Here is a 24,937-nt window from a genome sequence, read left to right as displayed (position 1 = left end):
CGGACCGTCGGAACCCGGCACAACCGGTACACCGGACTTGATCATCGCGTTCTTGGCCGAGACCTTGTCGCCCATCAGGCGAATGGTGTCGGCTTTCGGGCCGATGAAGGCGAAGCCGGACTTTTCCACCTGCTCAGCGAAGTCGGCGTTTTCCGCCAGGAAGCCATAGCCCGGGTGGATCGCCGTGGCGCCGGTGACTTCGGCTGCCGCGATGATTGCCGGAATGTGCAGATAGGATTGAGCAGCGGGCGCCGGCCCGATGCAAACGGTCTCGTCAGCCAGGCCCAGGTGCATCAGCTCCCGGTCGGCTGTGGAATAGACCGCTACCGTCTTGATGCCCAGCTCCTTGCAGGCGCGCAGGATGCGCAGGGCGATCTCGCCACGGTTGGCGATCAGTACTTTTTCCAACATCGGAGAGTCCCCGCGGTTCAAACGATGGTGAACAGGGGCTGATCGTATTCCACCGGCTGGCCGTTCTCGACGAGGATGGATTCGATAGTGCCGCTGGCTTCAGCCTCGATGTGGTTCATCATCTTCATGGCTTCGACGATGCACAGGATGTCGCCTTTCTTCACGGTCGAGCCAACTTCAACGAAGTTCGGCGACGCCGGAGACGGTGCGCGGTAGAACGTGCCGACCATTGGCGAACGCGCCACGGTACCGTTAAGTTTGGGAGCGGCAGGCGCGGCTGCTTCGACTGTCGGCGCGGCTGCAGGAGCTGGAGCAGCGACAGGAGCCGGGGCGGCATACATGGGCTGCGCGCTGAAGGCCTGCTTGCTGTGACGGCTGATGCGGACGGACTCTTCGCCCTCTTTGATTTCCAGCTCGTCGATACCGGATTCTTCCAGTAGCTCGATCAGTTTTTTGACTTTACGGATGTCCATTGACAGGTCGACTCCAATCGGTTGGTCAGATGCGTTCGATTTGTTCTAGTGCGGACTCTAGCGCCAGCCGATAGCCGGTCGCTCCCAGTCCGCAAATCACGCCGACCGCCACGTCGGAAAAATAGGAGTGGTGGCGGAAGGCTTCTCGTTTATGCACGTTCGAGAGGTGCACTTCGATGAATGGGATGCTCACAGCCAGCAGGGCGTCACGTATCGCGACGCTGGTATGCGTGAAGGCCGCCGGATTGATCAGGATGAAATCCGTACCATCCGTCCGTGCTGCGTGAATGCGATCGATCAGGACATGCTCCGCGTTGCTCTGCAGATGGCTCAGCGTATGCCCGGCTGCTCGTGCCTGTACTTCCAGGTCCTGGTTGATCTGCTCGAGCGTAACCGAGCCGTAGACGCCAGGTTCGCGGGTGCCGAGCAAATTAAGATTAGGGCCATGGAGAACCAGCACAGTGGCCATCGAGTATCCTTTGTGAGTGCCTGATCAGATGCCGCGGGCGACTATGCCGGAAGCAATCGAGCCTGTCCAGTTCCAGGCAAAAGTCAGCAGGATTGGACTTTTTTGACGAAATTGCCTTTAACGGTCTAGTCGAGGGACTCGACAGCTGTCAACCGCGCCATCAAGGTCGCGACATCCGTCTCGCCAACGGTGCGTTGGGCGAGCGCTTCGGTGCCGTTCGCGTTGAATATCTGGATCGCGGGCGGTCCGAACAGGCCATATCGGTCCAGGACCTCACGCTGCGCCGCGTCGCTACGGGTCACATCGAATCGAATCAGGCTGAAGCGTCCTAGCGCAGCTGCGACCTGCGGATCATTAAGCACCTCCCGCTCCATCACTTTGCAGCTGATACACCAGTCGGCATACCAATCCAGGACCATGGGCTTGTCTGCTTGGCGGGCTTCTGTGAGCGCGACCTCCAATTCCGCAGGCTCGGTGATCGTCGTCCAGCGTGGAGCCGAGGTTGTGGATGCGCTTGATACGGCTTGGCCGAGAGGGCGTAGCGGATCGCTCTCGCCCTGCAAGGCGCCTACCCAGGCGCTGAGTCCATACACCAGCAGCGCAAGGCCAAGTAGCTGTGCCAGACGCGCGCGAGTCGCCTTTGCAGTGAATTCCAGGGCGCCCAGAAACAGCGCGGAGCCGACGGCCAAAGTACCCCAGAGGGCCAGCGAAAGCGCCCCGGGCAACACACGTTCCAGAAGCCAGATCGATACGGCGAGCAGTAGAACGCCGAAGGCGTTGCGCACGGCGACCATCCAGGGTCCTGAACGTGGGAGCAAAGCACGTCCACCGCAAGCGAACACAACCAACGGTGTCCCCATGCCGAGGCCTAGTGCGAAAAGCTGCAGGGCTCCGCCGATAGCGTCGCCACTGGTGCTGATATAGAGCAGCGCACCGGCCAGCGGCGCCGATACGCACGGGCTCACTAACAGACTGGACAACACGCCCAGCAACGCCGCGCCGCCGATGGAGCCTCCTTTGGTCGAACCTGCGGCGCGATCGAGGCGTGTGCGAATCGTGTCGGGCAGGCGCAGTTCGTAAACGCCAAACATTGCAAGGGCGAACGCGGCGAAGAAAGCTGCGAAAGGAACCAGTACCCAGATGGACTGCAGGCGTGCCTGCAGGTTGAGCTCTGCCCCAAAGACCCCCATCAGGGCGCCAAGCAGGGCGAAGCACGCTGCCATGGGTAGCGCGTACGCCAGTGAGAGTACGAGTGCCCGCCGGTTACCCGTAGCGCCCTTGAGTACGACGCCCGACAGAATGGGCAGCATCGGCAGAACGCAGGGTGTGAAGGTAAGGCCGAGCCCGGCGAAGAAAAACAGGGCCAGGCTGCGATAGCTCCAGGATGTCGCCGTTTCCGGCGCAGAGGCCATAGGCGTAGGGCTGGCAGCTGCGGCGACGCCGCCATTCACCGGAATCCGTCGCGTCTCCGGTGGGTAGCAGAGCCCCTGGTCCGCGCACCCCTGGAAGGTAACGAGCAGATTGTAGGGCTGAGCGGCGTCGCCGACTGTGTTCAGCGGAATATCCAGCTCGCCGTAGTACACCACCACATCGCCGAAATATTCGTCCGACTTGGCTTCGCCGGGCGGCAACCGGGGCTTTTCGAGATGGCCCTTGGGCTCCGTCTCGAACGCGAAGCGGTGCTGATACAGGTAGTAGCCATCGGCATTGGTGAAGCGCAGCACTGGGCCTTCGGACGTTTCGATCACCTCTGCCGGAAACGCTTGCTCGACGGGCAGGAAATCCTTGGTAGCTGCAGGCGCACCCAAGACAGGCGAAGGACGTGGTGTATCCAGCGGGCCGGTCGCCAGTGCTGGACCGGCGAATAGCGAGAGCAGAAGGGCAAGAATTGGAAGAAGAGGCATTACATGGACGTCTGAACAATCGTGGGCGGCATGATAACGAATTTGCTCGACGCCGATGTAAGGGCGCCTCTAAAAGCGTCGGCGAGGCAGTCAGCGCAAGGCGAAAACAGCCGAGAAAGCGAAGTTTACGAGTGGTAAATGAGCATTTTGACCGGGCTGGCGATCCAGGCTGTTTTTTACGCAGCGATGACAACGCAGGTAGTTTTTAGAGGCACCCGTAAGCCGCTATTTCGCCGCGTGTCCGCCTTCATCCGTTCCGCGTCAGCCGACGCGGAACGTGCTCACGGCAACTTGTAGTTCGCTACCCAGATTCAGCAGGCGCTCGCCTTCTTGGCGTCCGCCATCGATCAGCGACAGGTTCGTTTCCCCGAGGTTATGGATGCGCTCGCTGTGATCGCGAATCTCGCTTACCGCGGCCGTCTGCTGTGCCGTCGCGGCAGCAATCCGCTCGGCGTTCTCGGCCATGGCGCGAATCGCATCGACGACATCGACGAGCGCGCCGTCCGCGGCCTGTGCTTGCTGAGCGGTGCTTTGAGCCTGAGAAACCTGCGAGCGCATCGCGTCGAGCGAACGTGTCGCTGCGGATTGAAGGCGGTTGATGACCTGCTGGATTTCATCGGTCGCTTGGGCGCTGCGTTGCGCCAGTGTCCGGACTTCGTCCGCCACGACCGCGAAGCCGCGGCCTTGTTCGCCTGCCCGAGCGGCCTCGATGGCGGCGTTCAGTGCCAGCAGGTTCGTTTGTTCGGCAATACTGCGAATGACGGTCAGGACGTCGCCGATCGTATTGCTTTCCTCGGCTAGACGTTCGATTTCACCCGCATTGTTCCGCACCTCGCTCACCAGCTTCTGCATGCCGAGCAAGCTTCCCTCGATCACTTGCTGGCCCTGCTCTACCGAGCGGCCTGCGTCTCGGCTCGATTCCGCTGTACGTCCGGCATCCTCGGAAACCTGCAGGATCGTGGCTTCCAGCTCGCCCAGCGCATCACGAATCAGGGCGGTATCGCCAGCTTGCCGTTCCGCACCTTGGTGAAGCCCGCTGCTCAGTTGGGCCAGTGTCTGGCTGCTGCCGGACATGCGCTCGGCTTGCTGACGAATGTTGGCGACTAGGCTCGAGAGGTAATCGCGCAGGCGGTTGAGCGAGTCCTGCAGGTCGACCATTTCCTGATTGCGCGTTTTCAGCGCCACGGCTTTGGTGAAATCCCCTGCAGCCCAGGCCGACAGTGCGGGTTGTAGCTGACCCAACAAACGGGTCAATCCGCGCTGGATGCGGTCGATGCCGAGCGCGATCAGCACGATGAGCGCGATGACCAAGCCCAGCAGGAGGCGGACTTCACTCTGGATGCGACCATGTTCCGCCAGCACGAGCGGTTCGAGACGGTCCAAGGCTTCCTGCAGGTTCCCGGTTTGTTGACGCGTGGCCTCATAAAGCGCCTTTCGGGAAGCGATCTGTTCGCGCGTGCGGTTCAATTCACCTGGATAACGTTGCAGCAGGCTATTGAGCTCCCGGCGCAGTCCAGTGGCGCGGTCTTCGGCCTGCGTCTCGCTCGCCGAGTTATCGAGCCCAAGCAAATTCGCGAACGCACTGGCGCCAGAGGTCGATTCATCTGCAACGCCCAGCAACGGCAGCGCATCGATGTTGGTGGCCTGTTGGCGGATGCCGTCCAACTCCCGCTCGATGTCATCGGCCAGGGCCGGGTTGCCGCTGGAGATCATTCGGCTGCGTGCCTGCCCAAGCTTCAGCAGGCGTTGGCTCGCCTGGAATAGGGGTTCACGATAGGCACTCGCTTCCGGGTTTTGGCTTTCAGTGGCATAGCGCGAGAGCTGTTCGAGCACATCGGAAATTTCGCGCTCGGCTTGGAGTAAGAGTGCTTGCGGGTCGCCAGCAAGCTTTCCAGCTGCAAGCAATTCGTTCGTGCTGAATGCGTTCAAGGCGGCGAGGCTTGGACGGGCTGTATCGGCGAGCTCGGGCGAAAGTTCGTCCAGCGTTTGCTCCAGGCCATCGAGCGCTTGCACGGCTTCGGCATGAAGCAGCGCGTCGCCGCTGTCGAGGTAGCCGAAGATCTTCCCAACGACCTGATGTTGTACTTGCTGTGAAAGGGTCAGGTACCGTTCCATCGTCTGGAATGGGCGCTCCAGCGCTTGTTGGGACCACCACAACGTCACGGCGAGCGTCAGGCAGACACCCAGGAGCAGGCAGGTAGAAAGATTGGTAAGGGTCTTGAGGCGCATGGTTACAACCGGACGGCGATTACGGTTGAAACGAGCGTATGTCAGGCAGATTGCCGATTTATGACATGTGATGGCTATTTGATGGCTGGTAATCGACCCGGTTACGACCGGCATGCTTGGCACGATAGAGCGACAGGTCTGCGTCGCTTGCCAATGCCGCCGCCCCTTGGCCGGACGACCATTGCGCGATACCGCAGCTGAAGGTGCAGGACAGGTCCTGCGGTTGCGCGGGGTGCTTGATTGCGGCGAAGCGCTGGCGAATATCTTCGATCACTGCAAGGGCATCCTCGCCCCGCGTGTACGGCATAACGATCGCAAACTCCTCTCCGCCGTAGCGACCGATATGGTCGGTCTTGCGCAGCCGTTGTTTGAGAAACAGGGCAAGGCTGCGAATGATGCGATCGCCCATCGGGTGACCGTAGGTGTCATTCACGCGCTTGAAATGATCGATATCGAGCATCGCGAAACTCAGCGGAAGCGCGTCACGTCGCGCCCGAAGGCAGGCGTCTTCTAGGAGTTGGAGCGTATGGGTGTGGTTATAGAGGCCGGTCAGGCTGTCGCGCACCATTCGTGCGTTAAGGCTTCGAGCCCGGGCACCGCGCGTGCGCACGGTGGCAATCAGGTGGTGTGGCCTGATGGGCTTGGTCAGGAAGTCATCGCCGCCTTCGCTCATGGCGTCCAGCTGCTTGTCGAGGTCGCCTTCCGAGGACAGGTAAATAATGGGGACGCTGACGTAGCGCTCGTGCTGGCGGATGACCTTCGCCAGCTCGGTGCCAATGCAGCCGGGCATGTACATGTCGAGAATGATCAGGTCCGGCTGAAATGCGGCCAATGCATCCATGGCGCCGATCGGATCGAGCAGGGTGCTGGTCACGATGCCGCCACTGTTCAGCACGCGTTCGGTATGCAGCGCCTGGGCGCGCGAGTCGTCGATGATCAGTACCCGCAATGGTTCCTGGTGCGCGATTCGTGTCAGTTCTTCGACTTTCTCCAAAACGGAAGCCGCATCCAGCGTGACGGTGTAGAACTCCTCGCCACCGGCCCGCGCAGCGGCCAAGCGGGTTGGCGTGTCGGTTTCTTCGTGGCTGAAGAACAACACGGGTAGTTTGCGTTCGCGTCCCTTTTGCACGTCTTCGGCAAGCCGGATGCCTTCGCCGACGCCGCCAAAGTCAGTCTCCAGCACCATGACTGCAGGGTGACGCTCTCTCATGACGCGATGAAAGTGCTGGGGATCGTCGCAGGTCAAGGCGAGTACGCCGAAATAGTTGAGTTGGCGGCACAAACGTTCCGCTTGTTCGCGGTCCGCCAGACCTACGTAGACGGGTTTCCGCAATGACAGCTGCAGCGCTTGATCAGGACGGTCACCCTGGCGCAGTCCTGTTCGGGACAGTTGCTGCATCGATTGGCTCAGTGCGCTGATGTCTTCGCTGCGTAGGCGGCCTTGGTTCTCCCTAATGACCACTAGGCGCCGCGCGATCGCATGGGCAATGGCCAAGTGTTCCTGCTGATCGAAACGCGTCGAATAACGGGCGAGCAGCGTCGTCGCCTCACTGAGGTCCGTGTAGGTCTGGGTGGTCCACTGAGTCGTCTGGACGTACTGCCATTGATCCAGCACTTGCCGTGCCTGGTGCACGACGCGTTGGGCAAAATGTTGTTTGAGGCGATCGAGGTCAGGGCCTTCTGAATCCTTCATAAATCGTCCGAGGGCGTCGCAGTTGCAGTAGTGTCTGGATGCTATCACTGCTCGCCTCTGTCAGCGTGAGAGCGGTCAGCCGAGTGGCGATGATTTGGTCGCCGTACGGTAAGCGAGGGTTGAGTTTTTTCGGGACCGAGACTGCCTGGTCGAATCAGCCTCTTCGCTGACATGGCTCGCTACCGTGGGATCGCTAGCCGTCGGTCCGCTGGCTGGAGCCATCATCATCCGTTGCGCGGCCCGGGAAAACGAGGATGCATCTATAAATGTAAGCCATGGTTTCGAGACACCCTGCAAACTGCGCTATGCCGGTGATGTCCTATATAGTCCCGACCATGGCAACCACCGCCCGCGCGCAGTGGTCGAACGCGCAATAGAGCTAAGGACTTAACGATGCTGGACTGGAAACGTAGACGCACGACCGACTCGACAACGCCGGAAGGAAAGGTCTCCGCCCGTAGCAGTGCCAGTCGCGGATTGATGCTGGGTCTGGGCGGCCTGATCGCGTTGTACCTCGTGATCTGCATCGTGCTTGGCATGTATTGGAGCCGTACGCCCGAGCCGTTTTCGGTTCAACAGCACGCGCGCGAGGCCGCACAGGCGAGTGGTCGCCAGGTCACGACCGGGTATACGCTGGTCGAGACCCTGAAGCAGGTCGCCACGACGTTGCTGGACAAGCCAGGTGGCTACCTGTCGAACGACGTCACGCCTCCTGGTCTATGGCTCGACAACATGCCGAGCTGGGAATATGGCGTACTGGTGCAGGTACGCGATCTCGCCCGTGCGTTGCGTAAGGATTTCGCGCGCTCGCAGTCGCAATCAGCCGAGGATCCAGACCTGTCGCTCGCCGAGCCGCGCTTCAATTTCGATCACCGCAGCTGGGCTCTGCCATCGTCCGAGTCGCAATACCGAGAAGGCATCCAGTTGCTGGATCGCTATCAGGCGCGTTTGACCGGCACGGCACAAGGCTCGGCGCAGTTCTATACTCGCGCCGATAACCTGAACAACTGGCTGGGCGACGTCGCCACGCGCCTGGGCTCGCTGTCGCAGCGGCTCTCAGCCAGTGTTGGCCGCGTCCGACTCGATACCAATGCCAACCTCGATCCAGATGACGTGAAGCCTGGTGTAGCGCCAAATGTCCGCGAGGAAACGGTAGAAACCGCTTGGTTGCAGATCGATAACGTTTTTTATGAAGCGCGCGGCCAGGCCTGGGCGCTGGCGCAGCTGTTGCGCGCCGTCGAGGTGGACTTTGCCGACGTGCTCGCGCAGAAAAACGCCACGATCAGCGTGCGGCAGATCATTCGCGAATTGGAGTCGTCGCAGGAGACGCTGTGGAGCCCGGTCGTTCTCAACGGTAGCGGTTACGGAATCCTCGCCAACCACTCGCTGGTCATGGCGAACTACATCTCCCGCGCCAATGCGGCGATCATCGACCTGCGTAATCTGTTGTCGCAGGGATGATCACGCATGTGTCGGATGAGGCAGCTCACCGTGCAGCCTCCGATCAGGAGCGAATCGCCCGGGTCGACGAGCACGATGTGTTGCAAGGTGGCATGCCCCGCGCCGAGTTACGCGCGAAAGGATTGATTGGTCGCGGCACATTCGTCTTGCTGTTCGACACGCATGGACGCCTGTGCGTCCATCAGCGTACGGCCAGCAAGGCGGTTTATCCGGCCTATTTCGATGTCACGGCTGGCGGCATGGTTGGCGAGCACGAAAGCTATGACGTTTGTGCCGCGCGCGAGCTGGAGGAAGAACTGGGCATTGCTGGGACCATGCTCCGTTCGCATGGCCGATTTTTCTTCGATGAGCCAGGTAATCGGCTGTGGGGGGCGGTGTTTTCTGCCGTGTCCGATGCACCGCTGCGTGTTCAGCCCGAGGAGGTGCAGGCCGCTTGGTTCATGCCGCTGGAGGACGTACTGACCGATACCGAAAAACGTCTGTACTGCCCCGACTCGCTCGTCGCTTTGCAGTGTTATCTCGCCGATCGATAACGATGCGACATATTCTTCTTTTCAAAGGCCTTAATGGTCGCCAGGGCTGATGCGGTTCGCGATAGCCATTACACTTCGGCGCCAATTACGAACCTCGATCGCCGATCCGCGAAGGAGTAGCCCATGGTCAAGAAGAGCAATTCCCTGTCCGACCTGGGCGGTCTCGTCTATTCGACCGACCTAGGTCGTATCAAGCCACAACCGACCGAGGAAGCAGCACCTGCAGGTGATGGCATCGCGAGAGTGCGCCGGGAAAGTAAAGGCCGCGGTGGCAAGACCGTGACTACCATCAGTGGGGTGCCTTTGGCGGGAGAAGAGTTGAAAACGCTGGCCAGCGCACTGAAAAAACGTTGCGGCACAGGCGGCGCTTTAAAGGACGGCGTTATCGAAATCCAAGGGGAGCATGTCGAGCTGCTCATTGGTGAATTGCAGGCGCGCGGTTTCAAGGCGAAGAAATCCGGCGGCTGAGCGTTTCAAACTCCGATGGTCTGAATAGGTCCACACTTCTATAAAGCCGGACGACGACGCGTCGACGGAACCGTTTTTTTCAAGGGGTAATCGATGTCCGCACGACGTACGCGAAAGGACGATGGCAGTAGCTGGACCGTGGCCGATAGCCGCAGCGTTTATGGCATACGCCACTGGGGCGCCGGCTATTTCTCGCTGAGCGATCAAGGGCGCGTGGAAATCCGGCCCAATCGCAACGCCGACCAACCCATCGACTTTTCGTCGGTGCTCGACGAGCTGCGTTCTTCCGGGCTTTCGCTGCCGCTGTTGGTGCGCTTTCCGGACATCCTGCAGGACCGCGTGCGGCAGCTCACGGGGGCGTTCGACGCGAATATCCAGCGGCTCGAATACCAGAGCCAGTACACCGCGCTCTATCCGATCAAGGTCAACCAGCAGGAAGCGGTGGTGGAAAATATCATCGCCACACAGAACGTATCCATTGGTCTTGAAGCCGGATCCAAACCCGAGCTGCTGGCGGTCCTGGCCTTGTCGCCGCGTGGGGGGACCATCGTCTGCAATGGCTACAAGGATCGCGAGTTCATCCGCCTGGCGCTGATGGGCCAAAAGCTCGGGCACAACGTCTTCATCGTGATCGAGAAGGAGTCCGAGGTTCAACTGGTGATCGAGGAGGCAGCCGCACTGGATGTGTTGCCCCAGGTGGGACTGCGGGTGCGATTGTCTTCGCTGTCGTCGTCCAAGTGGGCCGATACGGGCGGCGAGAAATCGAAGTTCGGACTGTCCGCCGCGCAACTGCTATCGGTCGTCGATCGCTTTCGTGAGGCAGGCCTGGAACAGGGCGTACGCCTGCTGCATTTCCATATGGGCTCGCAGATCGCCAACATTGCGGACTACCGCCGCGGCTTCCGCGAAGCGATTCGTTATTACGGAGAATTGCGTGCGTTGGGTCTGCCCGTGGATCACGTGGATGTCGGGGGCGGCCTGGGTGTCGACTACGATGGCACGCATTCGCGCAATGCCAGTTCCATCAATTACGACATGGACGACTACGCCGCGACCGTTGTGGACATGCTCAAAGAGTTCTGCGACCGCCAAGAGTTGCCACATCCGCATATCTTTTCCGAAAGCGGCCGCGCCATGACCGCGCACCACGCGGTGCTGGTGGTTCAGGTGACCGACATCGAGCGTCACAACGACGAAGAGCCCGAGGTCGACCCGAGCGAGGAATATCCAGAAGCGTTGAAGGCGCTGCTGGATCTACTCGGTCCTAATGATCCGGAGATGGTGGCAGAAACCTACTGGCGCGCCACTCACTTCGCTGAAGAGGTCTCGGCACAGTATTCCGCGGGTAAGCTCAACCTGCGCCACAAGGCGATGGGCGAGCAGTGCTATTTCGCCATTTGCCGCAAGCTTTACGACCAGCTCAAGGCGCGTCAGCGTTCGCACCGGCAGGTGTTGGACGAGCTGAACGACAAGCTTGCCGACAAGTACATCTGTAATTTCTCCGTCTTCCAGAGCCTGCCGGATACCTGGGCGATCGACCAGATTCTGCCGATCATTCCGTTGCAGCGGTTGGACGAAGAGCCCCTGCGGCGTGCGGTGTTGCAGGACCTGACCTGCGATTCCGACGGCAAGATCAAGCAGTACGTCGATGAGCAAAGCATCGAGACGAGCTTGCGCGTTCACGAAGTGCGCCCGGGCGAGGATTACCTGATGGGCGTGTTCCTGGTGGGGGCGTATCAAGAAATTCTTGGTGACATGCACAACCTGTTCGGTGACACGGACTCGGTGAATATCTTCCAGCGCGATGACGGCAGCGTTTACCACGAAGGGATCGAGACCCATGACACGATCGAGGACATGCTGCGTTACGTGCACCTGTCTCCTGAGGAGTTGATGGGCTATTACCGTGACAAAGTGGCCAGCTCGGGCCTTCCCGCCAAAGAGCGCACGCAGTATCTGGATGCCCTGCGACTCGGCTTGACCCGGTCGTCCTATCTGGCGACTTGAGGTTATAGAGCTTCGCCGACCTGGCGTGTAGGGCGGGTGAAACCCGCAGGGTTTTTGATGAAAAGCCGCAGGTTTTACCCGCCCTACTGGCGAGCGCTATTTCATGGATTCGGTTACGCCCAGCCCGGATGCCGATCGATTCGCCAGGCATATAGCCCAAGCACGACGCTTCGAAGTAGCATGAACCCCAGAAACGCAATCCACAGCCCGTGGTTGCCCATGCTTCCCAACGCCCATGCCAGAGGAAAGGATAACGCCAGCGTGATCAACATCGCATCGCGCATTTCCCGGGCGCGCGTTGCGCCGATGAAGAGTCCGTCGAGCAAGTAACTCGAAACCCCTACCAGTGGCAGCAAGGCCAAATAGGGCAGGTAGGTGAACGCGACCGCGCGAACATCTGCAATGTTGGTCTGCAGGCTGATGAATAGCTGACCGAACATCAGGAAGAGTGCCGAAAACGCCACGCTTCCCAAGACGGCCCACCCGGAAGCAACGATCAGTGCGCGCTTCAGCGCCAAGCGGTCCCGCGCGCCGATGGCGCGCCCGCATAACGCTTCCACGGCATGTGCTAGACCGTCGAGTGCATAAGCGGTGAGCTGAAGTCCATTGAGCAATAGCGCATTGGCGGCCACGGTGGCATCGCCCAGGCGGCTGCCTTGCAGAGTCAACCAAAGGAACACCAGTTGGATGGCCAGGCTACGAATGAAGATGTCCCGGTTGACTGCCAGCAGCGGCGTCCAGTGCCGCAGGTAGCGTAATGGGCGCCAATGGAGATGCCCGGGGTGACGGCGCAGTTCGTCACGTGCCAGCCAGAACGCCAATGCGACACCCAGCCACTCAGCCATCACAGCGGCCTGGGCCGCGCCGACGACGCCCCAGTCAAGCACGAGCACGAACAGTAGCGACAAGCCTGCGTTCAGTAGATTGGTGAACAGCAGTATCGCCAACGGCGCGCGGGCGTTCTGCGCGCCGATGAACCAGCCGATCAACGCGTAATTCATCAGGGCTGCCGGCAAACCCAGCATTCGATAGCTAAAGAACGCTGCCGCCAGATCATGGAGCTCGGCCGATGGCCCGGCCAGCGCCAGCAGGGCGTCCGTCAGTGGAAGCGCAACCGCCATCGTGAGCAGGGCCAGCACCAGCCCGAGGATCACGCCTTGCAGCAGGATACGGCGGAACCATTCCCCGTCTTCACGGCCCACGGCCTGGGCGGAGAAGCCGGTCGTGCCCATGCGCAAGAAATTGAGCAGGCTCACCAGCACCACGTAGAGCATGCTGCCGACGGCTACCGCGCCGAGCTGATGCGCGTGGGGCAGGTGGCCGACGACGGCGCTGTCCACCAGCGCCACCATTGGCACGGACAGATTGGAGAGAATCATCGGGATGGCAAGGTCGCGAACCTTGTGATGTGTCGGACGGTGCCGCCAGGCATCGATCAGCGGGCTCATGGGGTTTCCTCAAAGGCGCGCGGCACTATACCTGGCGAAGGTGACTTTTCGGTGAGATCCGCGGGCGGGAGGCAGTGCCGGCCGATACGCCGGCGAAGGCGGTCAGTGAATGATGAGGCTCAGCAGCCAAAGACCGAGGATGAGCAGAATGAGGCCGGAGATGATCGAACGGCGAAAGAAGGCTCTGAAGGCGCCGACCAGGAGCATGAGGCCAATGACCAGTGCCGCGATCGTCAGTAGCGATCGATCCATGCCGAGCGTCGTCGCCAGCCCATCCACGAAATTCTGGCTGGCGCCGGCCAGCATGCCGAGAATCCAGTAAAGACCATCGACGATGAAACGGATCACGCTGCCAATGGCCTGTCCCAGCCATTCGAAAAATCCTTCAACCTGCATGGATATCTCCCGTGTTTACAGGTCCGCACGCAAGCGCAGCGGCATTGCACCATTGGGCCGCGGGCGACGTGCCGAGTTCCGCGCTGAACCCCTCGTCGATGGCAATGTGGAGTACATGGCAGTGGTGAGTTACCCACGCCAGATGTCGGAACTGCAGCCAACTTGAATCCTGGCGATGGCGTTGGGCAAAGCCTTTCAGGGGGCAGATGCGTTCAGCGGCTCGAGCAGCAGCCCTTCGCCTTGCGGCGCCGCAGAACTGAAACATCGGTGTGGCAAGATACGCCGCGATACCCCGTCGAGTCTTATGAAATGCTCAATGTCTTGAAAGGCCATCTTGGACGACTTGCCGACGTTCGCCTATGGGCCGGCGCGCTTCTATTGTTCGTGCTGTTGATGGCCTATCAGGTGCGGGCACTGCACCTGGATGATCGGTTCTATTACTGGATGCAAAGCGAGCTGGACCGTACGACTTGGGAGTCTCGCGGCGTACAGCTTCTTAAATTCCACGTCACTGTCGAGGCCAAACCCGTCGCAGGCGTGAGCGACAATTTGTCGGGCCTTACCTTCGATGGAGACCTCGATCGCCTCTGGGGCGTTATCAACAACCCGGAACAGCTGGTCGCGCTGGACGCGCAGGGCAACCTCTTGGGTAAGTACGCGCTGTCTGGCTTTCAGGATGTCGAGGGGATCGCGTATCTGGGCGATGGTCTCCTGCTGTTGGCCGAGGAGCGCACGCATGCGCTGCTTGCCGTCCCGGTACCTGCTGTCGATGGGCAAGTCATCGACCGACGCGATGCACGCGGGCTGACGCTGTCGCTCGATGCAGGCGACAACGACGGATTCGAGGGGCTTGGCTATGACAGCGAAGGGGATCGCCTTTTCGTCGTGAAAGAGCATTCCCCGATGAAGCTTTACGAGATCCGCGGCCTTAAACGAAGCCTCTTCGGTCAGTTCGGCCTCGAGGTAATCGATCGGCAGCGTTGGATCGACGACTCGGTCATGGCGACCGATTTGTCCTCCGTCGAATACGACGCGCGCACCGGACACCTCATTCTGCTGAGCGATGAGTCCAAGTTGCTGATGGAATTGGATGCCGAAGGCAAGCTCGTGGGGTATCGCTCGCTCGACTCAGGGTCGGCAAACCTCAAGGACGATATAGGGCAGGGCGAGGGCCTGACGTTCGACGACCGAGGTAACCTGTTCGTCGTCAGCGAGCCCAATCTGTTCTATGCCTTCAGGCGCGAGAACTGATCAGCCCCGCTGAATGAACCACACCCCGGCGATGATCAACAGCAACCCTGCAATCTTGCCTGCGCTGATCGGAGACTCGCGAAACCCCGCCCAGCCGAAATGATCGAGCAAGACCGCCATCGTCAACTGGCCCGCCAGGACGAGGGCGATGAACAGCAGGGCGCCAATTCGAGGTCCTGCCATGGCAGCGGTCGCAAGAAAGAACGCGCCGAGTAACCCTCCGGAAAATTGCCACGTTTCAGCGCTCTTGATTGCCGTGGCGCTCGGCATCTGACGCAAAACGAACGTCAGCACGATCAACACAACCGTTCCTACGATGAATGAAATCATCGCCCCAGGTATCGCGCCGCCCACCTGCCGCGCGAGCTGCCCGTTGATACCCGTTTGCAACGGCAGGACAGCCCCAATGACAAAGGTTAACGCGAACAACCACGATGCATGTTGCATGCGGCACTCCGAGTTAAGTTAAAAGCTGCGCGCAGGCAGGGGACAAGCGTGTTCCAAATCTATCTATGACCTTGCGAACGCGAACCGAAAGCTGATGACATGGCACTGTAAACCGCGCAGGGTCGCTGAAGGTTTACCGAAGGCAAGCGAGCATTTCGAAGACTATCCCGATCTCTTTCGGCCATAACGCGGCAAATCGTAAACCACTTTTTTAGCGAGGCGGATATTGCGACAGCACCTTGGCAACCGTCTCGCGAATCGCCTGCGCCCGTTCATGGGGGCTTGGCGGGTCGCTACGCATGATCTGCTCGGCGCTGCCACGCCACACCAACTTGCCGTCTTCGCTGTCGATCAGGTCGACCTGCAAAGTACCGACTTTGTATTGCACCGTTCGCGTTTCGGAATAGGCCGGTATCGCCCAGTAATTGTTCCAATAGCCGCCCCACATGGGGGTGTAGCCGGTCGTTACCTGGCGCTCGCGCTCATCGACGATGAGCCAGGTCCGTACCTTCAGATCGCTCTTGGCGTCTTGGGCGGCAGGGCGTAGACCGCGTTGATCAAGTTGCTCAGCCACCGCCTCAGCTATCCGTTGATCGGTCAGGTCGCTCTTGAGGCGTGGGTCATCCGGCTGGTACTGCAGGCGGGGACTCGACCAACTCCAGGTTCGATAACTGGCGAAATCCCGATCAGGATCGAAGTCCCGATCAAGGTTCACCGTCTGACAAGCCGCGAGCAGTAGCAAAGTAGGAATCAACGACAGGCGATACATAAGAATGCTCCCAGAGGATCAATTCAGCGTGGAGGATAGTTTTCCAATACCTTGCGCGCAGCGGTGTACAACGCCTCGCGGCGTTCGCCCTGATCACCGCTCATGGACAGTTCGGTACTGCCGTTCCACACGACCTGCCCTGCGCTGTCACGAAATTCCATACGCAGTACGCCCACTTCGATTTCATAAGTGCGGGTGATCGGTATGGTGGCGCCCACGCCATAGCGGTTGCCGCGATAAGGGCCGCCGTAATAGTCGCCATAGTTTCCGTAACCGCCATAGCTGTCATAGCGGTCATGTACCTGCTGCAGGCGGCGCTCGGTCCGTAGGCTGGCGTTGACGACCAAATCTGCGCTGTTACCGGTTGCAGGCCTTAGGCCCCGCTGTTCCAGGCTATTGGCAACCGCGTCTTTCAAACTGTCCGATGCGCCGCCTTCGACGGCCGTTACCGGGTTCGCGCCCCAGCGCCAGCTCTGAAAGCGTCCATAGTCCACCGGCGCGGAAGGGTACGCGCTCGCATCGAAATGCGTAGCTGCACTGGCTGGCGCGGGTGGAATCGGCGTTGATTGCGCTGTGTAAGGATTTGAGCTTTGGCAGCCCGCCAGCAGGAGTAACGCGCCAATCGATACCAAGGCCTTCATTGTTGTTCTCCTTCGCCGGTGGCTCTGCACGCTAGCGGGTCAAGCGTGGTTTGCAGATCCAATGCAGGTAGCGGCCTAATCCTGCGAAGGTTGGGTGGCGGCGGTAGGCCATCTCCATCTCCAGCAGATCTTCGCCACTGGCCTTCGCTTGAAAGTCCATCGGCATGTAGTCATGGAAGACTCGAATACCGCTTTTCGTTTGGACCGCCCAATCCGGCGCCAGTTGCTCAGCGAGCGTGCGGGGGTCGATGGGGTTTTGCGGCGTTAGACTTTGACCCTCACCGGAGAACCGCTCTTTGCGCAGCTTGCGGAAATGTCCTTTGAGTAGATTTCGATAGATCAGCGCATCCTTGTTGTAGAACGCCAGCGACAATAATCCCTCATCTGCCGTCAAACGCCTCAGCGTCGGCAGGATAGCGCTAGGGTCGGCCAGCCATTCCAGTACGGCGTGGCACAACACGAGGTCGAAACGGGTATCGGGCTCGTCCGCCAACGCTTGCCAGGGAAGCTGCAGGAAGCGTGCGTTGAGACCTGCTTCGGCAAAGCGCTGGCGTGCGCCTTCGAGCATGGGCGCTGCTGGTTCTGCGAGCGTCACCTCGTGCCCCTGGCTAGCAAGCCAAAGGCTCATGTGACCGAGCCCCGCGCCAATGTCCAGCACCCGTAACGGACGCTTTGGCAGGGCTTCGGTCAGATCGGCCTGCAGCACTGCCAGGCGCACGGCACCCTTGGTCCCGCCATAGATTTTTTCGGCGAAGCGAACAGCCAATTCGTCAAAGTGCCGGTCTTGTTCGCTCATCGTGCGAACCGCGTTTCGCTATGCGCCAGTTTGGCGCGGACCACCGTATCCATGTCCAGGCCGAGTTCAGCGCATAACAGCAGCAGGTAAAGCACGATGTCACCGATCTCTTGACCTGCGTGCTCCAGCTTGTCCGCGGGCAACGCGCGGGATTGGCTTTCACTCAGCCACTGAAAGATTTCAACGAGTTCGGCCATCTCGACGCTGGCGGCCATGGCCAGGTTTTTGGGGCTATGAAACTGGCGCCAGTCGTTCGCATCGCGGATGGCATGCAGGCGCTCGGTAAGGGATTGGGTATTCATGAAGGGCTCCGTAGCAGACGTATAGCTTCCAACGGCATCTGCTACAGGGCAAGTCAGGATTGTGCAGCGAGCGCCAGCGGCACGGTTTCTTCAGCCAGGAAAGGCAGTGGCCGCCAACATCCGTCGAGGTGACGTTTGCCTTTGGCGCCGGTCACGGTGAAGCTGCCGCTTTCACCCGCATCGCCGGCCATGAGATGCGCTTCACCCGGCAATACGAGCGGGCGATGGAAACAGGCTTCGACCTCGTAGCCTGATTTTGGCAACCGGTCCGCCATCGCCGCCAGGACGCGGGCCTTGTTCCACAAACCATGAGCGATGGGCCGATCGAAGCCGAACAGGCGTGCAGTCAGGGGCGACAGGTGGATTGGGTTGTAGTCGCCCGACACGCGCGCATAGGCCCGACCGATATCCGCCGGCACGGACCAGTGTGCAATTTCACTCAGGGCGGCTGCGCGCCGTTGGCGCCGCTCGCGGCCCGCGGTTCCTGGGGTCGTGCCTCGGCATAGCAACCGGCTGGTGCCTTCCCAAAGCAGGCCTTCGGCGTCTTCGAGTCGCGCGATCAGATCGAATGCAGCGCCTCGCGGATGCGCGTGGAGGTTCTCACTGATAACGCTGACGCGAAACGGGCCGCGTGTATCCAAAGGCCGCATGACACGGATACGGTTTTCCAAATGGACCAATCCCAACAACGGAAACGGGAAATCGTTAGCCGTCAGCAGGTGCATCTGTAATGGGAATGCCAGCACATGGGGATACGTCGGAGGCAGCGTGCCGTCGTCCGCATGACCACAAAGCTCGCGGTAGCGCGACAAGTGCTGAGGGTCGACTTCCAAGCTGCAACGCAGCCCACGGTCTGGGAGTGCTCGACCTGTCACGCTGCGGCGCAGCGCGGCCTGTAGATACATGACCGGAAGAGCAGGTGGGGCCGGCATGTCGAGCCAATAGGTCATCACAGCGATTCCTTGAAGCAGGGCCTTCAGCCCGGTGGGTTGTCCGCGGCGCATACGAACGACGAGAGTATAAGCGCAGCGACGGTCACCAGGCAGATACTTGGCTCTGTACCAAAAAATGCCTGTGCTTGGTGATGCTGCGTCGGAATGGATCTCAGAATGCTCGTTTACAACACGTAAACTGCGCTTCTTCGAACAATTTCGCCTTGGCTGACCTTCGCTCGACGACTTTTCGTACAGAGTCAAGCGGTCAGACCGTGCGAGGTAGCGTCCGTTTCGTTTCGCCGGTGAAGGTTTTCGTACGCCGCGGGACGGAACAAAGCGTGTGCGACCTTAAGACGCCTTTTCTGCGCTCGACGGTTCCGAGCCGCACGCCTAGAATCCCGCGCATGACTACGACCGCCCACCAACGCCGGTCCGTGGCCTTACTGCTGCTGTGCGTCCTTGTCCTGGACGCGCTCTTTATCGGTATTGGACGCGGCCACGCCTCTGCACTCGCGCTGAGTGGGTTGCAGGGTGGCTATTGTTCCGCGGCGGGGCATGTCTTCTCGGGCGTAGGGATCGACTCGAAAGAGGTTGGCCATAAGGTGACTCTCGCGCAATGCCCCCTGTGCGCGTCCTCTGGTGGGTTGCCGATTGGCGGCTGGCGACTCGAAGCATTGGGCGTTGCGCCGGATGTTATCCGTGCAGCGCCGGCGCGGGCGCTGGTCATCGCCGACGATCACTGGCGTTCTGCCAATCCCCGCGCTTCCCCGGGCTCTATCGAATCGTTGGTTTAATTCCTTACCTTCGCCACCGCGTCGCTTTACGCGACGCCATAAGAGTCCGATTCCGATGTTCAAGAAATATGCCCTGCTGGCCGCGTTGCTGGCCACGACTGCTCTCGCTCACGCCCATGCGTTCGACGCCGGTGACCTGCACATCGACCATCCATGGTCGCGAGAATTACCGCCGAACGCACCCACGGCGCCGGCCTACTTCGTCGTGCATAACAAGGGTAGCGAGCCCGATCGTCTGCTTGCTGTGGAAACTGCCATCGCGGGGCGGGCGGAGTTGCACGAGCATGTGCATGCCGGCGACATGATGAAAATGCAAAAGGTCGACAGCGTAGTCATCCCAGCGGGCGGTGAAATTACGTTCGCGCCCTCGGGTTACCACGTCATGCTGTTCGATCTGAAGCAGCCCCTGCGGAGCGGTGATCGCTTTCCGCTGACGCTGCACTTCGAGCGCGCGGGCGATGTGCCAGTGGACGTGGCTGTGCAGCGAGACGCGCCGAGTGCAGATGGCCGCGGTAATGGCGCTCATGCCGAACATGGCGCTCACCACGACCACTGAGCATGCGCAGCGGCACCCGATAGGCGGATAACCCCGTACCTATCGGGCGCCTTGCCTTGCTGACGTTCTCGCCATGACGTCTTCTCGACGATTGCCGAACGGCGTGTTGCCCGCGCTGTTCGCCATGCTCCTGTTGATCGCGGGACCGCTGCTGTCGCAGGCGGTTTCGCTCTCGCACGCCTCGCCTCAGCCCGCACCGTGCCACGCGCAAATACCGGTTCACGCCCATGGCGAACCCGCGGCCAGCGTCGCGCTGCACAGCGACGGTCACGCCCATGCGCTCTGGGCGAAATGCGGCTACTGCGAGTTGTTGCTGACCTGCCCGGGCGTTTCGGGCTTTAGTTATGTGGCCCTGGTGCCGCCGCCTTATGGTGGGCCGCTGGCGCTGCCCCGCAAGGTTCGGGACGAACATCTTCCGCCCATCCTGCACGATGCCCAACCGCGGGCGCCGCCGGTCCTCGTCTGATCGCACATTTTTCTGTGATTCGCATCCGCTGTGCGTCGACGCATGCGACGCGACAGCGATGCTCTGCCCCAATGAAACCCAGGGCACTCATGTGCCGAGGTTTCGAGCGACCCTATGACGAGGTCACCTGATGTCTGTTGATCACTCCGCCGGTTGCGCGCCAGAACGTGCCGCCGGTAATCCGTTGCTTGCGCTTCTCATGCGCCTGCATTTCTACGTGGGCGTATTCGTCGGCCCCTTTCTGTTCATCGCGGCCGCCAGCGGTATCGTCTACGTGCTTTCGCCGCAAATGGAACCCTGGCTCTATTCCAAAGCGCTTTACAGCGAAGCACGGGGGCCATCCTTACCGCTTTCCCGCCAAGTCGAAATCGCCGAAGCCTTTCTCGACCATAAAGGAACGTTGATAGCGGTTCGGCCATCTCCGCAAACCGGGGTGACTACCCGTGTTCAGTTCGCCGAGTCCGGCCTTCGCCCCTCCGAAAGCCGGGCGATCTTCGTTGACCCGGTGAGTGGGGAAGTCCGGGGCGACCATGTGGTGTATGGCACCTCAGGCGTACTGCCGGCCCGTGGTCTCATCGATCAATTCCACCGTGGCCTGTTGTTGGGCGATTTTGGTCGACTCTACAGTGAATTGGCCGCGTCCTGGTTATGGATTGCGGCCCTTGGTGGTGTCGTCCTTTGGCTGACGAAAAGGCGCCGAGCGCGGGCAGAGCCGAAGGCCGGTCAAGGCATGAGACGTTGGCACGCTCGCCTGGGGCTCGTGCTTTTGCTCGGGCTGCTGTTCTTCTCGGCGACCGGCCTCACGTGGTCCCAATATGCAGGTGGAAACATCGGTGTGCTGCGCCAGTTCTACGGCTGGTCGACGCCGTCTGTAGCGACCGCGCTGAATGGCGCTATGGATATGCCGGCAGGTGAGCATGCCGAGCACATGGGGCACCACATGGCGGGAATGACAGGTGATGCGCCGACCGATACCAAGCCGTTCGACGCCGTGTTGGCGGCCGCACGCCAGTCCGGCATCGACGCCAGTTTGCTGGAAATTCGTCCGGCACGTTCTGCCGACAAGGCCTGGACCGTCACGGAAATCGATCGTCGCTGGCCGTCACAGGTGGATGCGGTTGCGGTCGATCCACACACCTTGCGGGTCGTCGATCAGGTACGTTTTGAGGACTATCCGCTGGCGGCGAAGCTGACTCGCTGGGGGATCGACCTGCATATGGGGGTATTGTTCGGGTTCTGGAATCAGGTGGTTCTAGCCTTGTTTGCCCTTGGCCTGGCGGTCATGGTCGTGTGGGGTTACCTGATGTGGTGGCGACGTCGACCTATCGCGTATGGATACCAAGGGCCGCTACGCACCTTTCTGGCATTGGGTGTTGGTATGCGCTTGTGGGTGCTCACGACATTCTTGGTGTTGGGGATCTGTTTGCCCGTGCTCGGCGCGAGTCTGGTGCTGTTCGTCCTGATTGATGGCGTAGTCAACGGCGTGCGCCATCGCGAGCATGGCTGGTCGCAGCCCGGCTCGCCCCCACAGGAAGAGAAGGTGGTGTAACTCCGTCCTTCGCCGTACCGCCGCATTCTTGTGGGAGCGGGCCATGCCCGCGATGTATGGATCAGGCGAAGACGAGCTTACAGTGTGATCGCATTCGCGAGCATGGCTGGTCGCAGCCCGGCTCGCTCCCTCACAGACGAGAGCCGCTTCGTTGAGGTCGTTACTGAACGGCCCAGTGCTACCAGATGTCACTGAATGTGTATTTCGCCCCTGCCCTTGTCGATGGCCGCTTTTAGGGTCCAGCGCATGAGATAGGGCGGAATGCATTCCCTGATGTCCTGCTCCGGAATTCATCGATGTCTGCGCTCAAAGAAGAGTTGTTCCTCATCCTCGCGGCGATCGTTGGCGTCGTCGCCTACGTGCTGGAGCCCCATTGGGCAGAGGGCGGTCGCGCGCTGGCGCTGATTGCGGCAGCGATTCTGGTAGGGGCGATCGTGCTGGCGTCGATGCGAGTCGCGCACCACGCCGAAGTGCTCGCGGAAAAAGTCGGTGATCCCTACGGAACCATGATCCTGACCTCATCCGCCGTACTGGTGGAGGTCGTCATTCTTGCGATCCTCATGAGCCATGAACCCTCGCCAACCCTTGTGCGCGACACCATCTACGCCGCCGTGATGCTGGACCTCAACGGCATTCTCGGTCTCGCAGCCTTGATGGGCGGCCTCAAACACGGCGAGCAGCCGTATAACGACGATTCGGCTCGTACCTATAGCGTGATGATCCTTACCGCGATGGGCATTTCCATGGTGGTGCCCGAGTTCATCCCCGAGGCGAAATGGCACGTGTATTCCTTGTTTACGATCGGCGCGATGGTTCTGCTCTACGGCGTTTTCCTGAAAATGCAGGTTGGCGCCCATAGTTATTTCTTCAGCTACAGCTACCCAGAGAAAAAGCGCCGCAAGGGCGATACCGTCGTCGAAGAAGCCCATGCGAGTACCATGCGCGCGATCGTCACGTTGGTCGTGGGCGTAGTACTCATCGGCGCGCTGGCGGAAGTCATGTCCAAGGCAATGACCATTAGCCTGGAAGGCAGTGGCGCGCCGCCAATCGTCGCCGCACTGATCGTGGCGGCTATTTCGGCAAGCCCTGAGATTCTGACCGCGTTGCGGGCTGCGTTAGCCAATCGCATGCAGTCGGTGGTGAACATCGCTTTGGGCGCATCGCTGTCGACCGTGATCCTGACCGTCCCGGTCATGGAGGCGCTGGCGCTGTACAACGGCCAACCCTTTCAGATGGCGATGACGCCCGTACAAACGGTCATGGTATTCATCACGCTGATCGTGGCTGCGATCAACCTCAACGATGGCGAGACGAATGCCATCGAAGGGATGACGCATTTCGTCTTGTTTGCGACCTTCATCATGCTGGCGTTGATGGGGGTGTAGCGCTGTAATGTGGTCTTTTCCCCCGATCGAGGCGCTTGCATGACCCTCCGAATTTATCTTGCCGGTCCGGCCGTGTTCCGTCCTGACGCCCTCGAGTACGGTGAATGGCTGAAAGCGCAGTGCGCCGAGGCGGGGTTCGAAGGGCTTTACCCGCTAGACAATGCTGTCCCGGCGGAGATCGTCGACCCTGCGGAGCAGGGGGCGTGGGTGTACCGTGCCAACCTTGCCCTCATCGAGCGGTGCGACCTGGTATTGGCTGACCTGAATTTCTTCCGCGGCGCGGAGCCTGACAGCGGCACCTGTTTCGAGGTCGGCTATGCGGTCGCCTGTCGAAAGCCGGTCTATGCTCACGTGGGTGAAACGGGAAGCTATGCAGAGCGGATCGCGCGGCGGTTTCCTGATCTGTTCCATGAGAAAGGCGTGGACCGCGACGGTATGGTTATCGAGGAGTTCGAGTTGCCCCTGAATCTGATGTTGGCCGTCCCGTCCCGGCTCGTCCATGGCAGCGTCACCGATGCGCTGGCGCTCATCGCCCGTGAACACGAGCCTCGGGTGCAAGGCGCAGCCGAATGAAGAGCTGGAAGCTGTTCGCTCCCGTTCTGATCTTCATCATCGTCGCCATCACGCTGTATTTGCGGCTGCACCGTGAGCCCCTGCTACTGCAGGGCGAAGTGGACGCCACCACCGTCACCATCGCCTCGAAGGCACACGGCAGGGTCGCTCAACTTCACGTCCAGCGCGGCGACGATGTGCGCAAGGGCGATCTGCTGGTAAGCATCGTCAGCCCTGAGCTCGAAGCGCAGGTTGCCAGCCTCGAGGCCGCGCGGGCTGGGGCAGAGGCGCAAGTGCGGGAGTCCGCGAGCGGCACGCGGGAAGAAGACCTGCGGGTGCTGCAGGCCAATGTAGCGGAAGCCGAGGCGACGCTGCGCAATGCCGAGCGGGACTACAAACGCTATGCAGAGCTGGCCGACCGTGGTTTCTATCCGCAGAGTCAGCTGGACATCGCGCGGCGCCAACAGGACGTTGCGCGCGATCAACTCGCGGCGGCGCGGGCTAATCTCGCCAAAGGCGAGTCCGGTGATCGAGCGGAACGTCGTGAAGCACTATCGGCCTCATTGGCCCAGGCGGATGCGCAGTTGCAGCAACTTCAGGCGCAGGCAGACGACCTTCAGGTGCAGGCGCCGGTCGATGGCGAAATCGGTTCGATCCCTGCTGAACAGGGCGAGCTGGTCAACGCGTACAGCCCGTTGATGACGCTGGTGCAGTTGTCGCGCAGCTATTTCATTTTCAATCTGCGAGAGGACCTGCTGGTCAATGTGCGCAAGGGCGGTCATGTGCGCCTGCGGGTGCCGGCGCTGGATCAGGACATCGAGGCAGAGGTGCGATATATCGCGCCATTGGGCGATTTCGCGACCAAGCGCGCGACGCGTGCGACGGGCGATTTCGACCTGAAAACCTTTGAGGTACGGCTGTACCCATTGGCACCCGTCGAGGGTTTGCGCCCGGGCATGAGTACATTGTGGCAGTGGGCCGAGGAATGACGGTGCCGGTCGC

At 60.6% G+C, this 24,937-nt stretch carries 25 protein-coding genes and 1 pseudogene; 12 read left to right on the top strand and 14 right to left on the bottom strand.

Going from position 1 to position 24,937, the window contains the following annotated elements:
* From IEY47_RS20540 to IEY47_RS12250, 6 genes and pseudogenes are all read right to left on the bottom strand, one after another.
* Window positions 1-411, bottom strand: a 411-nt coding sequence (locus IEY47_RS20540; RefSeq protein ID WP_308426291.1) for a biotin carboxylase N-terminal domain-containing protein, incomplete at its 3' end; no start/stop codon positions are given.
* Window positions 412-428: 17 nt separating this feature from the next.
* On the bottom strand, window positions 429-884 hold the full coding sequence (gene accB, locus IEY47_RS12270) for an acetyl-CoA carboxylase biotin carboxyl carrier protein (RefSeq protein WP_188983535.1): 456 nt from the start codon (window positions 882-884) through the stop codon (window positions 429-431).
* Window positions 885-909: 25 nt separating this feature from the next.
* Window positions 910-1,353, bottom strand: coding sequence for a type II 3-dehydroquinate dehydratase (gene aroQ, locus IEY47_RS12265; protein ID WP_188983534.1), 444 nt, complete (start codon window positions 1,351-1,353; stop codon window positions 910-912).
* A gap of 125 nt (window positions 1,354-1,478) precedes the next feature.
* The gene (dsbD, locus tag IEY47_RS12260; protein WP_188983533.1) at window positions 1,479-3,257 is read right to left on the bottom strand and encodes a protein-disulfide reductase DsbD; all 1,779 of its coding nucleotides are present in this window, start codon (window positions 3,255-3,257) and stop codon (window positions 1,479-1,481) included.
* A gap of 261 nt (window positions 3,258-3,518) precedes the next feature.
* Window positions 3,519-4,037, bottom strand: a pseudogene (locus tag IEY47_RS20785) (methyl-accepting chemotaxis protein); the annotation flags it as partial.
* 1,507 nt (window positions 4,038-5,544) lie between these two features.
* On the bottom strand, window positions 5,545-7,179 hold the full coding sequence (locus IEY47_RS12250; protein ID WP_188983531.1) for a diguanylate cyclase: 1,635 nt from the start codon (window positions 7,177-7,179) through the stop codon (window positions 5,545-5,547).
* Between the two features lie 393 nt (window positions 7,180-7,572).
* Between IEY47_RS12250 and IEY47_RS12245 the strand changes: the two genes are divergently transcribed.
* The 4 genes from IEY47_RS12245 to speA all read left to right on the top strand — a co-directional run bounded on the left by IEY47_RS12245 (window position 7,573) and on the right by speA (window position 11,648).
* A complete protein-coding gene (locus tag IEY47_RS12245) occupies window positions 7,573-8,640 on the top strand; it encodes a DUF2333 family protein (RefSeq protein ID WP_188983530.1) in 1,068 nt (355 codons plus the stop codon).
* Window positions 8,637-9,173 carry an NUDIX hydrolase gene (locus IEY47_RS12240; protein ID WP_188983529.1) on the top strand — a complete coding sequence of 179 codons (537 nt, stop codon included), beginning with the start codon at window positions 8,637-8,639 and terminating at the stop codon, window positions 9,171-9,173. The genes IEY47_RS12245 and IEY47_RS12240 overlap by 4 nt, the downstream gene beginning before the upstream one ends.
* 123 nt (window positions 9,174-9,296) lie before the next feature.
* Window positions 9,297-9,641 (top strand): translation initiation factor Sui1, encoded by a 345-nt coding sequence (locus IEY47_RS12235; RefSeq protein ID WP_188983528.1) that lies wholly within the window; start codon window positions 9,297-9,299, stop codon window positions 9,639-9,641.
* Between the two features lie 93 nt (window positions 9,642-9,734).
* Window positions 9,735-11,648 (top strand): arginine decarboxylase, encoded by a 1,914-nt coding sequence (gene speA / locus IEY47_RS12230; protein ID WP_188983527.1) that lies wholly within the window; start codon window positions 9,735-9,737, stop codon window positions 11,646-11,648.
* Window positions 11,649-11,761: 113 nt separating this feature from the next.
* Here speA and IEY47_RS12225 read toward each other — a convergent pair whose 3' ends face one another.
* Together IEY47_RS12225 and IEY47_RS12220 are read right to left on the bottom strand one after the other, a co-directional pair.
* Window positions 11,762-13,096, bottom strand: coding sequence for an MATE family efflux transporter (locus tag IEY47_RS12225; protein WP_188983526.1), 1,335 nt, complete (start codon window positions 13,094-13,096; stop codon window positions 11,762-11,764).
* Window positions 13,097-13,198: 102 nt separating this feature from the next.
* Window positions 13,199-13,492 carry a hypothetical protein gene (locus tag IEY47_RS12220; RefSeq protein ID WP_188983525.1) on the bottom strand — a complete coding sequence of 98 codons (294 nt, stop codon included), beginning with the start codon at window positions 13,490-13,492 and terminating at the stop codon, window positions 13,199-13,201.
* A gap of 309 nt (window positions 13,493-13,801) precedes the next feature.
* Here IEY47_RS12220 and IEY47_RS12215 point away from each other — a divergent pair, with 309 nt between their 5' ends.
* Entirely contained in the window at window positions 13,802-14,743 is a 942-nt protein-coding gene (locus tag IEY47_RS12215; RefSeq protein ID WP_188983524.1) for an SdiA-regulated domain-containing protein, read from the top strand.
* On the opposite strand, the gene IEY47_RS12210 is transcribed toward IEY47_RS12215, so the two are convergent.
* From IEY47_RS12210 to IEY47_RS12185, 6 genes are all read right to left on the bottom strand, one after another.
* On the bottom strand, window positions 14,744-15,190 hold the full coding sequence (locus IEY47_RS12210; protein WP_188983523.1) for a DMT family transporter: 447 nt from the start codon (window positions 15,188-15,190) through the stop codon (window positions 14,744-14,746).
* A gap of 211 nt (window positions 15,191-15,401) precedes the next feature.
* A complete protein-coding gene (locus tag IEY47_RS12205) occupies window positions 15,402-15,959 on the bottom strand; it encodes a DUF4136 domain-containing protein (RefSeq protein ID WP_188983522.1) in 558 nt (185 codons plus the stop codon).
* A gap of 23 nt (window positions 15,960-15,982) precedes the next feature.
* A complete protein-coding gene (locus IEY47_RS12200; RefSeq protein ID WP_188983521.1) occupies window positions 15,983-16,600 on the bottom strand; it encodes a DUF4136 domain-containing protein in 618 nt (205 codons plus the stop codon).
* 31 nt (window positions 16,601-16,631) lie between these two features.
* On the bottom strand, window positions 16,632-17,396 hold the full coding sequence (locus IEY47_RS12195; RefSeq protein WP_188983520.1) for a methyltransferase domain-containing protein: 765 nt from the start codon (window positions 17,394-17,396) through the stop codon (window positions 16,632-16,634).
* Complete coding sequence (locus IEY47_RS12190; RefSeq protein WP_188983519.1) at window positions 17,393-17,698, bottom strand: nucleotide pyrophosphohydrolase; 306 nt, start codon at window positions 17,696-17,698, stop codon at window positions 17,393-17,395. Before IEY47_RS12190 ends, IEY47_RS12195 begins: the two co-directional genes overlap by 4 nt.
* Before the next feature lie 53 nt (window positions 17,699-17,751).
* Window positions 17,752-18,648, bottom strand: a complete 897-nt coding sequence (locus IEY47_RS12185) for a MaoC family dehydratase (protein WP_373293577.1) — start codon at window positions 18,646-18,648, stop codon at window positions 17,752-17,754.
* 389 nt (window positions 18,649-19,037) lie between these two features.
* Between IEY47_RS12185 and IEY47_RS12180 the strand changes: the two genes are divergently transcribed.
* The 7 genes from IEY47_RS12180 to IEY47_RS12150 all read left to right on the top strand — a co-directional run bounded on the left by IEY47_RS12180 (window position 19,038) and on the right by IEY47_RS12150 (window position 24,924).
* Window positions 19,038-19,427 (top strand): DUF2946 family protein, encoded by a 390-nt coding sequence (locus IEY47_RS12180; RefSeq protein ID WP_188983517.1) that lies wholly within the window; start codon window positions 19,038-19,040, stop codon window positions 19,425-19,427.
* Between the two features lie 55 nt (window positions 19,428-19,482).
* Window positions 19,483-19,983 (top strand): copper chaperone PCu(A)C, encoded by a 501-nt coding sequence (locus tag IEY47_RS12175; protein WP_188983516.1) that lies wholly within the window; start codon window positions 19,483-19,485, stop codon window positions 19,981-19,983.
* A gap of 73 nt (window positions 19,984-20,056) precedes the next feature.
* Window positions 20,057-20,449 (top strand): DUF2946 domain-containing protein, encoded by a 393-nt coding sequence (locus tag IEY47_RS12170; protein WP_188983515.1) that lies wholly within the window; start codon window positions 20,057-20,059, stop codon window positions 20,447-20,449.
* A 130-nt stretch (window positions 20,450-20,579) separates the two neighbouring features.
* On the top strand, window positions 20,580-21,998 hold the full coding sequence (locus IEY47_RS12165) for a PepSY-associated TM helix domain-containing protein (RefSeq protein WP_188983514.1): 1,419 nt from the start codon (window positions 20,580-20,582) through the stop codon (window positions 21,996-21,998).
* Window positions 21,999-22,294: 296 nt separating this feature from the next.
* A complete protein-coding gene (locus IEY47_RS12160; protein WP_188983513.1) occupies window positions 22,295-23,383 on the top strand; it encodes a calcium:cation antiporter in 1,089 nt (362 codons plus the stop codon).
* Between the two features lie 39 nt (window positions 23,384-23,422).
* Window positions 23,423-23,956 carry a nucleoside 2-deoxyribosyltransferase gene (locus IEY47_RS12155; RefSeq protein ID WP_188983512.1) on the top strand — a complete coding sequence of 178 codons (534 nt, stop codon included), beginning with the start codon at window positions 23,423-23,425 and terminating at the stop codon, window positions 23,954-23,956.
* Window positions 23,953-24,924 (top strand): HlyD family secretion protein, encoded by a 972-nt coding sequence (locus tag IEY47_RS12150; RefSeq protein WP_188983511.1) that lies wholly within the window; start codon window positions 23,953-23,955, stop codon window positions 24,922-24,924. The genes IEY47_RS12155 and IEY47_RS12150 overlap by 4 nt, the downstream gene beginning before the upstream one ends.
* The last annotated feature ends 13 nt before the right edge of the window (window positions 24,925-24,937 follow it).

Source organism: Pseudomonas matsuisoli, from assembly GCF_014647635.1.
Taxonomy (GTDB): Bacteria; Pseudomonadota; Gammaproteobacteria; order Pseudomonadales; family Pseudomonadaceae; genus Pseudomonas_P; species Pseudomonas_P matsuisoli.
Note: the sequence above shows the minus strand (reverse complement) of the source record. Positions and strands in the feature narration are given on the sequence as shown.

Excerpts from the sequence above, each read along its gene's own strand:
- accB (WP_188983535.1), bottom strand. The coding sequence starts at position 884 with ATGGACATCCGTAAAGTCAAAAAACTGATCGAGCTACTGGAAGAATCC.
- aroQ (WP_188983534.1), bottom strand. The coding sequence starts at position 1,353 with ATGGCCACTGTGCTGGTTCTCCATGGCCCTAATCTTAATTTGCTCGGC.
- dsbD (WP_188983533.1), bottom strand. The coding sequence starts at position 3,257 with ATGCCTCTTCTTCCAATTCTTGCCCTTCTGCTCTCGCTATTCGCCGGT.
- IEY47_RS12250 (WP_188983531.1), bottom strand. The coding sequence starts at position 7,179 with ATGAAGGATTCAGAAGGCCCTGACCTCGATCGCCTCAAACAACATTTT.
- IEY47_RS12245 (WP_188983530.1), top strand. The coding sequence starts at position 7,573 with ATGCTGGACTGGAAACGTAGACGCACGACCGACTCGACAACGCCGGAA.
- IEY47_RS12240 (WP_188983529.1), top strand. The coding sequence starts at position 8,637 with ATGATCACGCATGTGTCGGATGAGGCAGCTCACCGTGCAGCCTCCGAT.
- IEY47_RS12235 (WP_188983528.1), top strand. The coding sequence starts at position 9,297 with ATGGTCAAGAAGAGCAATTCCCTGTCCGACCTGGGCGGTCTCGTCTAT.
- speA (WP_188983527.1), top strand. The coding sequence starts at position 9,735 with ATGTCCGCACGACGTACGCGAAAGGACGATGGCAGTAGCTGGACCGTG.
- IEY47_RS12225 (WP_188983526.1), bottom strand. The coding sequence starts at position 13,096 with ATGAGCCCGCTGATCGATGCCTGGCGGCACCGTCCGACACATCACAAG.
- IEY47_RS12220 (WP_188983525.1), bottom strand. The coding sequence starts at position 13,492 with ATGCAGGTTGAAGGATTTTTCGAATGGCTGGGACAGGCCATTGGCAGC.
- IEY47_RS12215 (WP_188983524.1), top strand. The coding sequence starts at position 13,802 with ATGCTCAATGTCTTGAAAGGCCATCTTGGACGACTTGCCGACGTTCGC.
- IEY47_RS12210 (WP_188983523.1), bottom strand. The coding sequence starts at position 15,190 with ATGCAACATGCATCGTGGTTGTTCGCGTTAACCTTTGTCATTGGGGCT.
- IEY47_RS12205 (WP_188983522.1), bottom strand. The coding sequence starts at position 15,959 with ATGTATCGCCTGTCGTTGATTCCTACTTTGCTACTGCTCGCGGCTTGT.
- IEY47_RS12200 (WP_188983521.1), bottom strand. The coding sequence starts at position 16,600 with ATGAAGGCCTTGGTATCGATTGGCGCGTTACTCCTGCTGGCGGGCTGC.
- IEY47_RS12195 (WP_188983520.1), bottom strand. The coding sequence starts at position 17,396 with ATGAGCGAACAAGACCGGCACTTTGACGAATTGGCTGTTCGCTTCGCC.
- IEY47_RS12190 (WP_188983519.1), bottom strand. The coding sequence starts at position 17,698 with ATGAATACCCAATCCCTTACCGAGCGCCTGCATGCCATCCGCGATGCG.
- IEY47_RS12185 (WP_373293577.1), bottom strand. The coding sequence starts at position 18,648 with ATGACCTATTGGCTCGACATGCCGGCCCCACCTGCTCTTCCGGTCATG.
- IEY47_RS12180 (WP_188983517.1), top strand. The coding sequence starts at position 19,038 with ATGACTACGACCGCCCACCAACGCCGGTCCGTGGCCTTACTGCTGCTG.
- IEY47_RS12175 (WP_188983516.1), top strand. The coding sequence starts at position 19,483 with ATGTTCAAGAAATATGCCCTGCTGGCCGCGTTGCTGGCCACGACTGCT.
- IEY47_RS12170 (WP_188983515.1), top strand. The coding sequence starts at position 20,057 with ATGACGTCTTCTCGACGATTGCCGAACGGCGTGTTGCCCGCGCTGTTC.
- IEY47_RS12165 (WP_188983514.1), top strand. The coding sequence starts at position 20,580 with ATGTCTGTTGATCACTCCGCCGGTTGCGCGCCAGAACGTGCCGCCGGT.
- IEY47_RS12160 (WP_188983513.1), top strand. The coding sequence starts at position 22,295 with ATGTCTGCGCTCAAAGAAGAGTTGTTCCTCATCCTCGCGGCGATCGTT.
- IEY47_RS12155 (WP_188983512.1), top strand. The coding sequence starts at position 23,423 with ATGACCCTCCGAATTTATCTTGCCGGTCCGGCCGTGTTCCGTCCTGAC.
- IEY47_RS12150 (WP_188983511.1), top strand. The coding sequence starts at position 23,953 with ATGAAGAGCTGGAAGCTGTTCGCTCCCGTTCTGATCTTCATCATCGTC.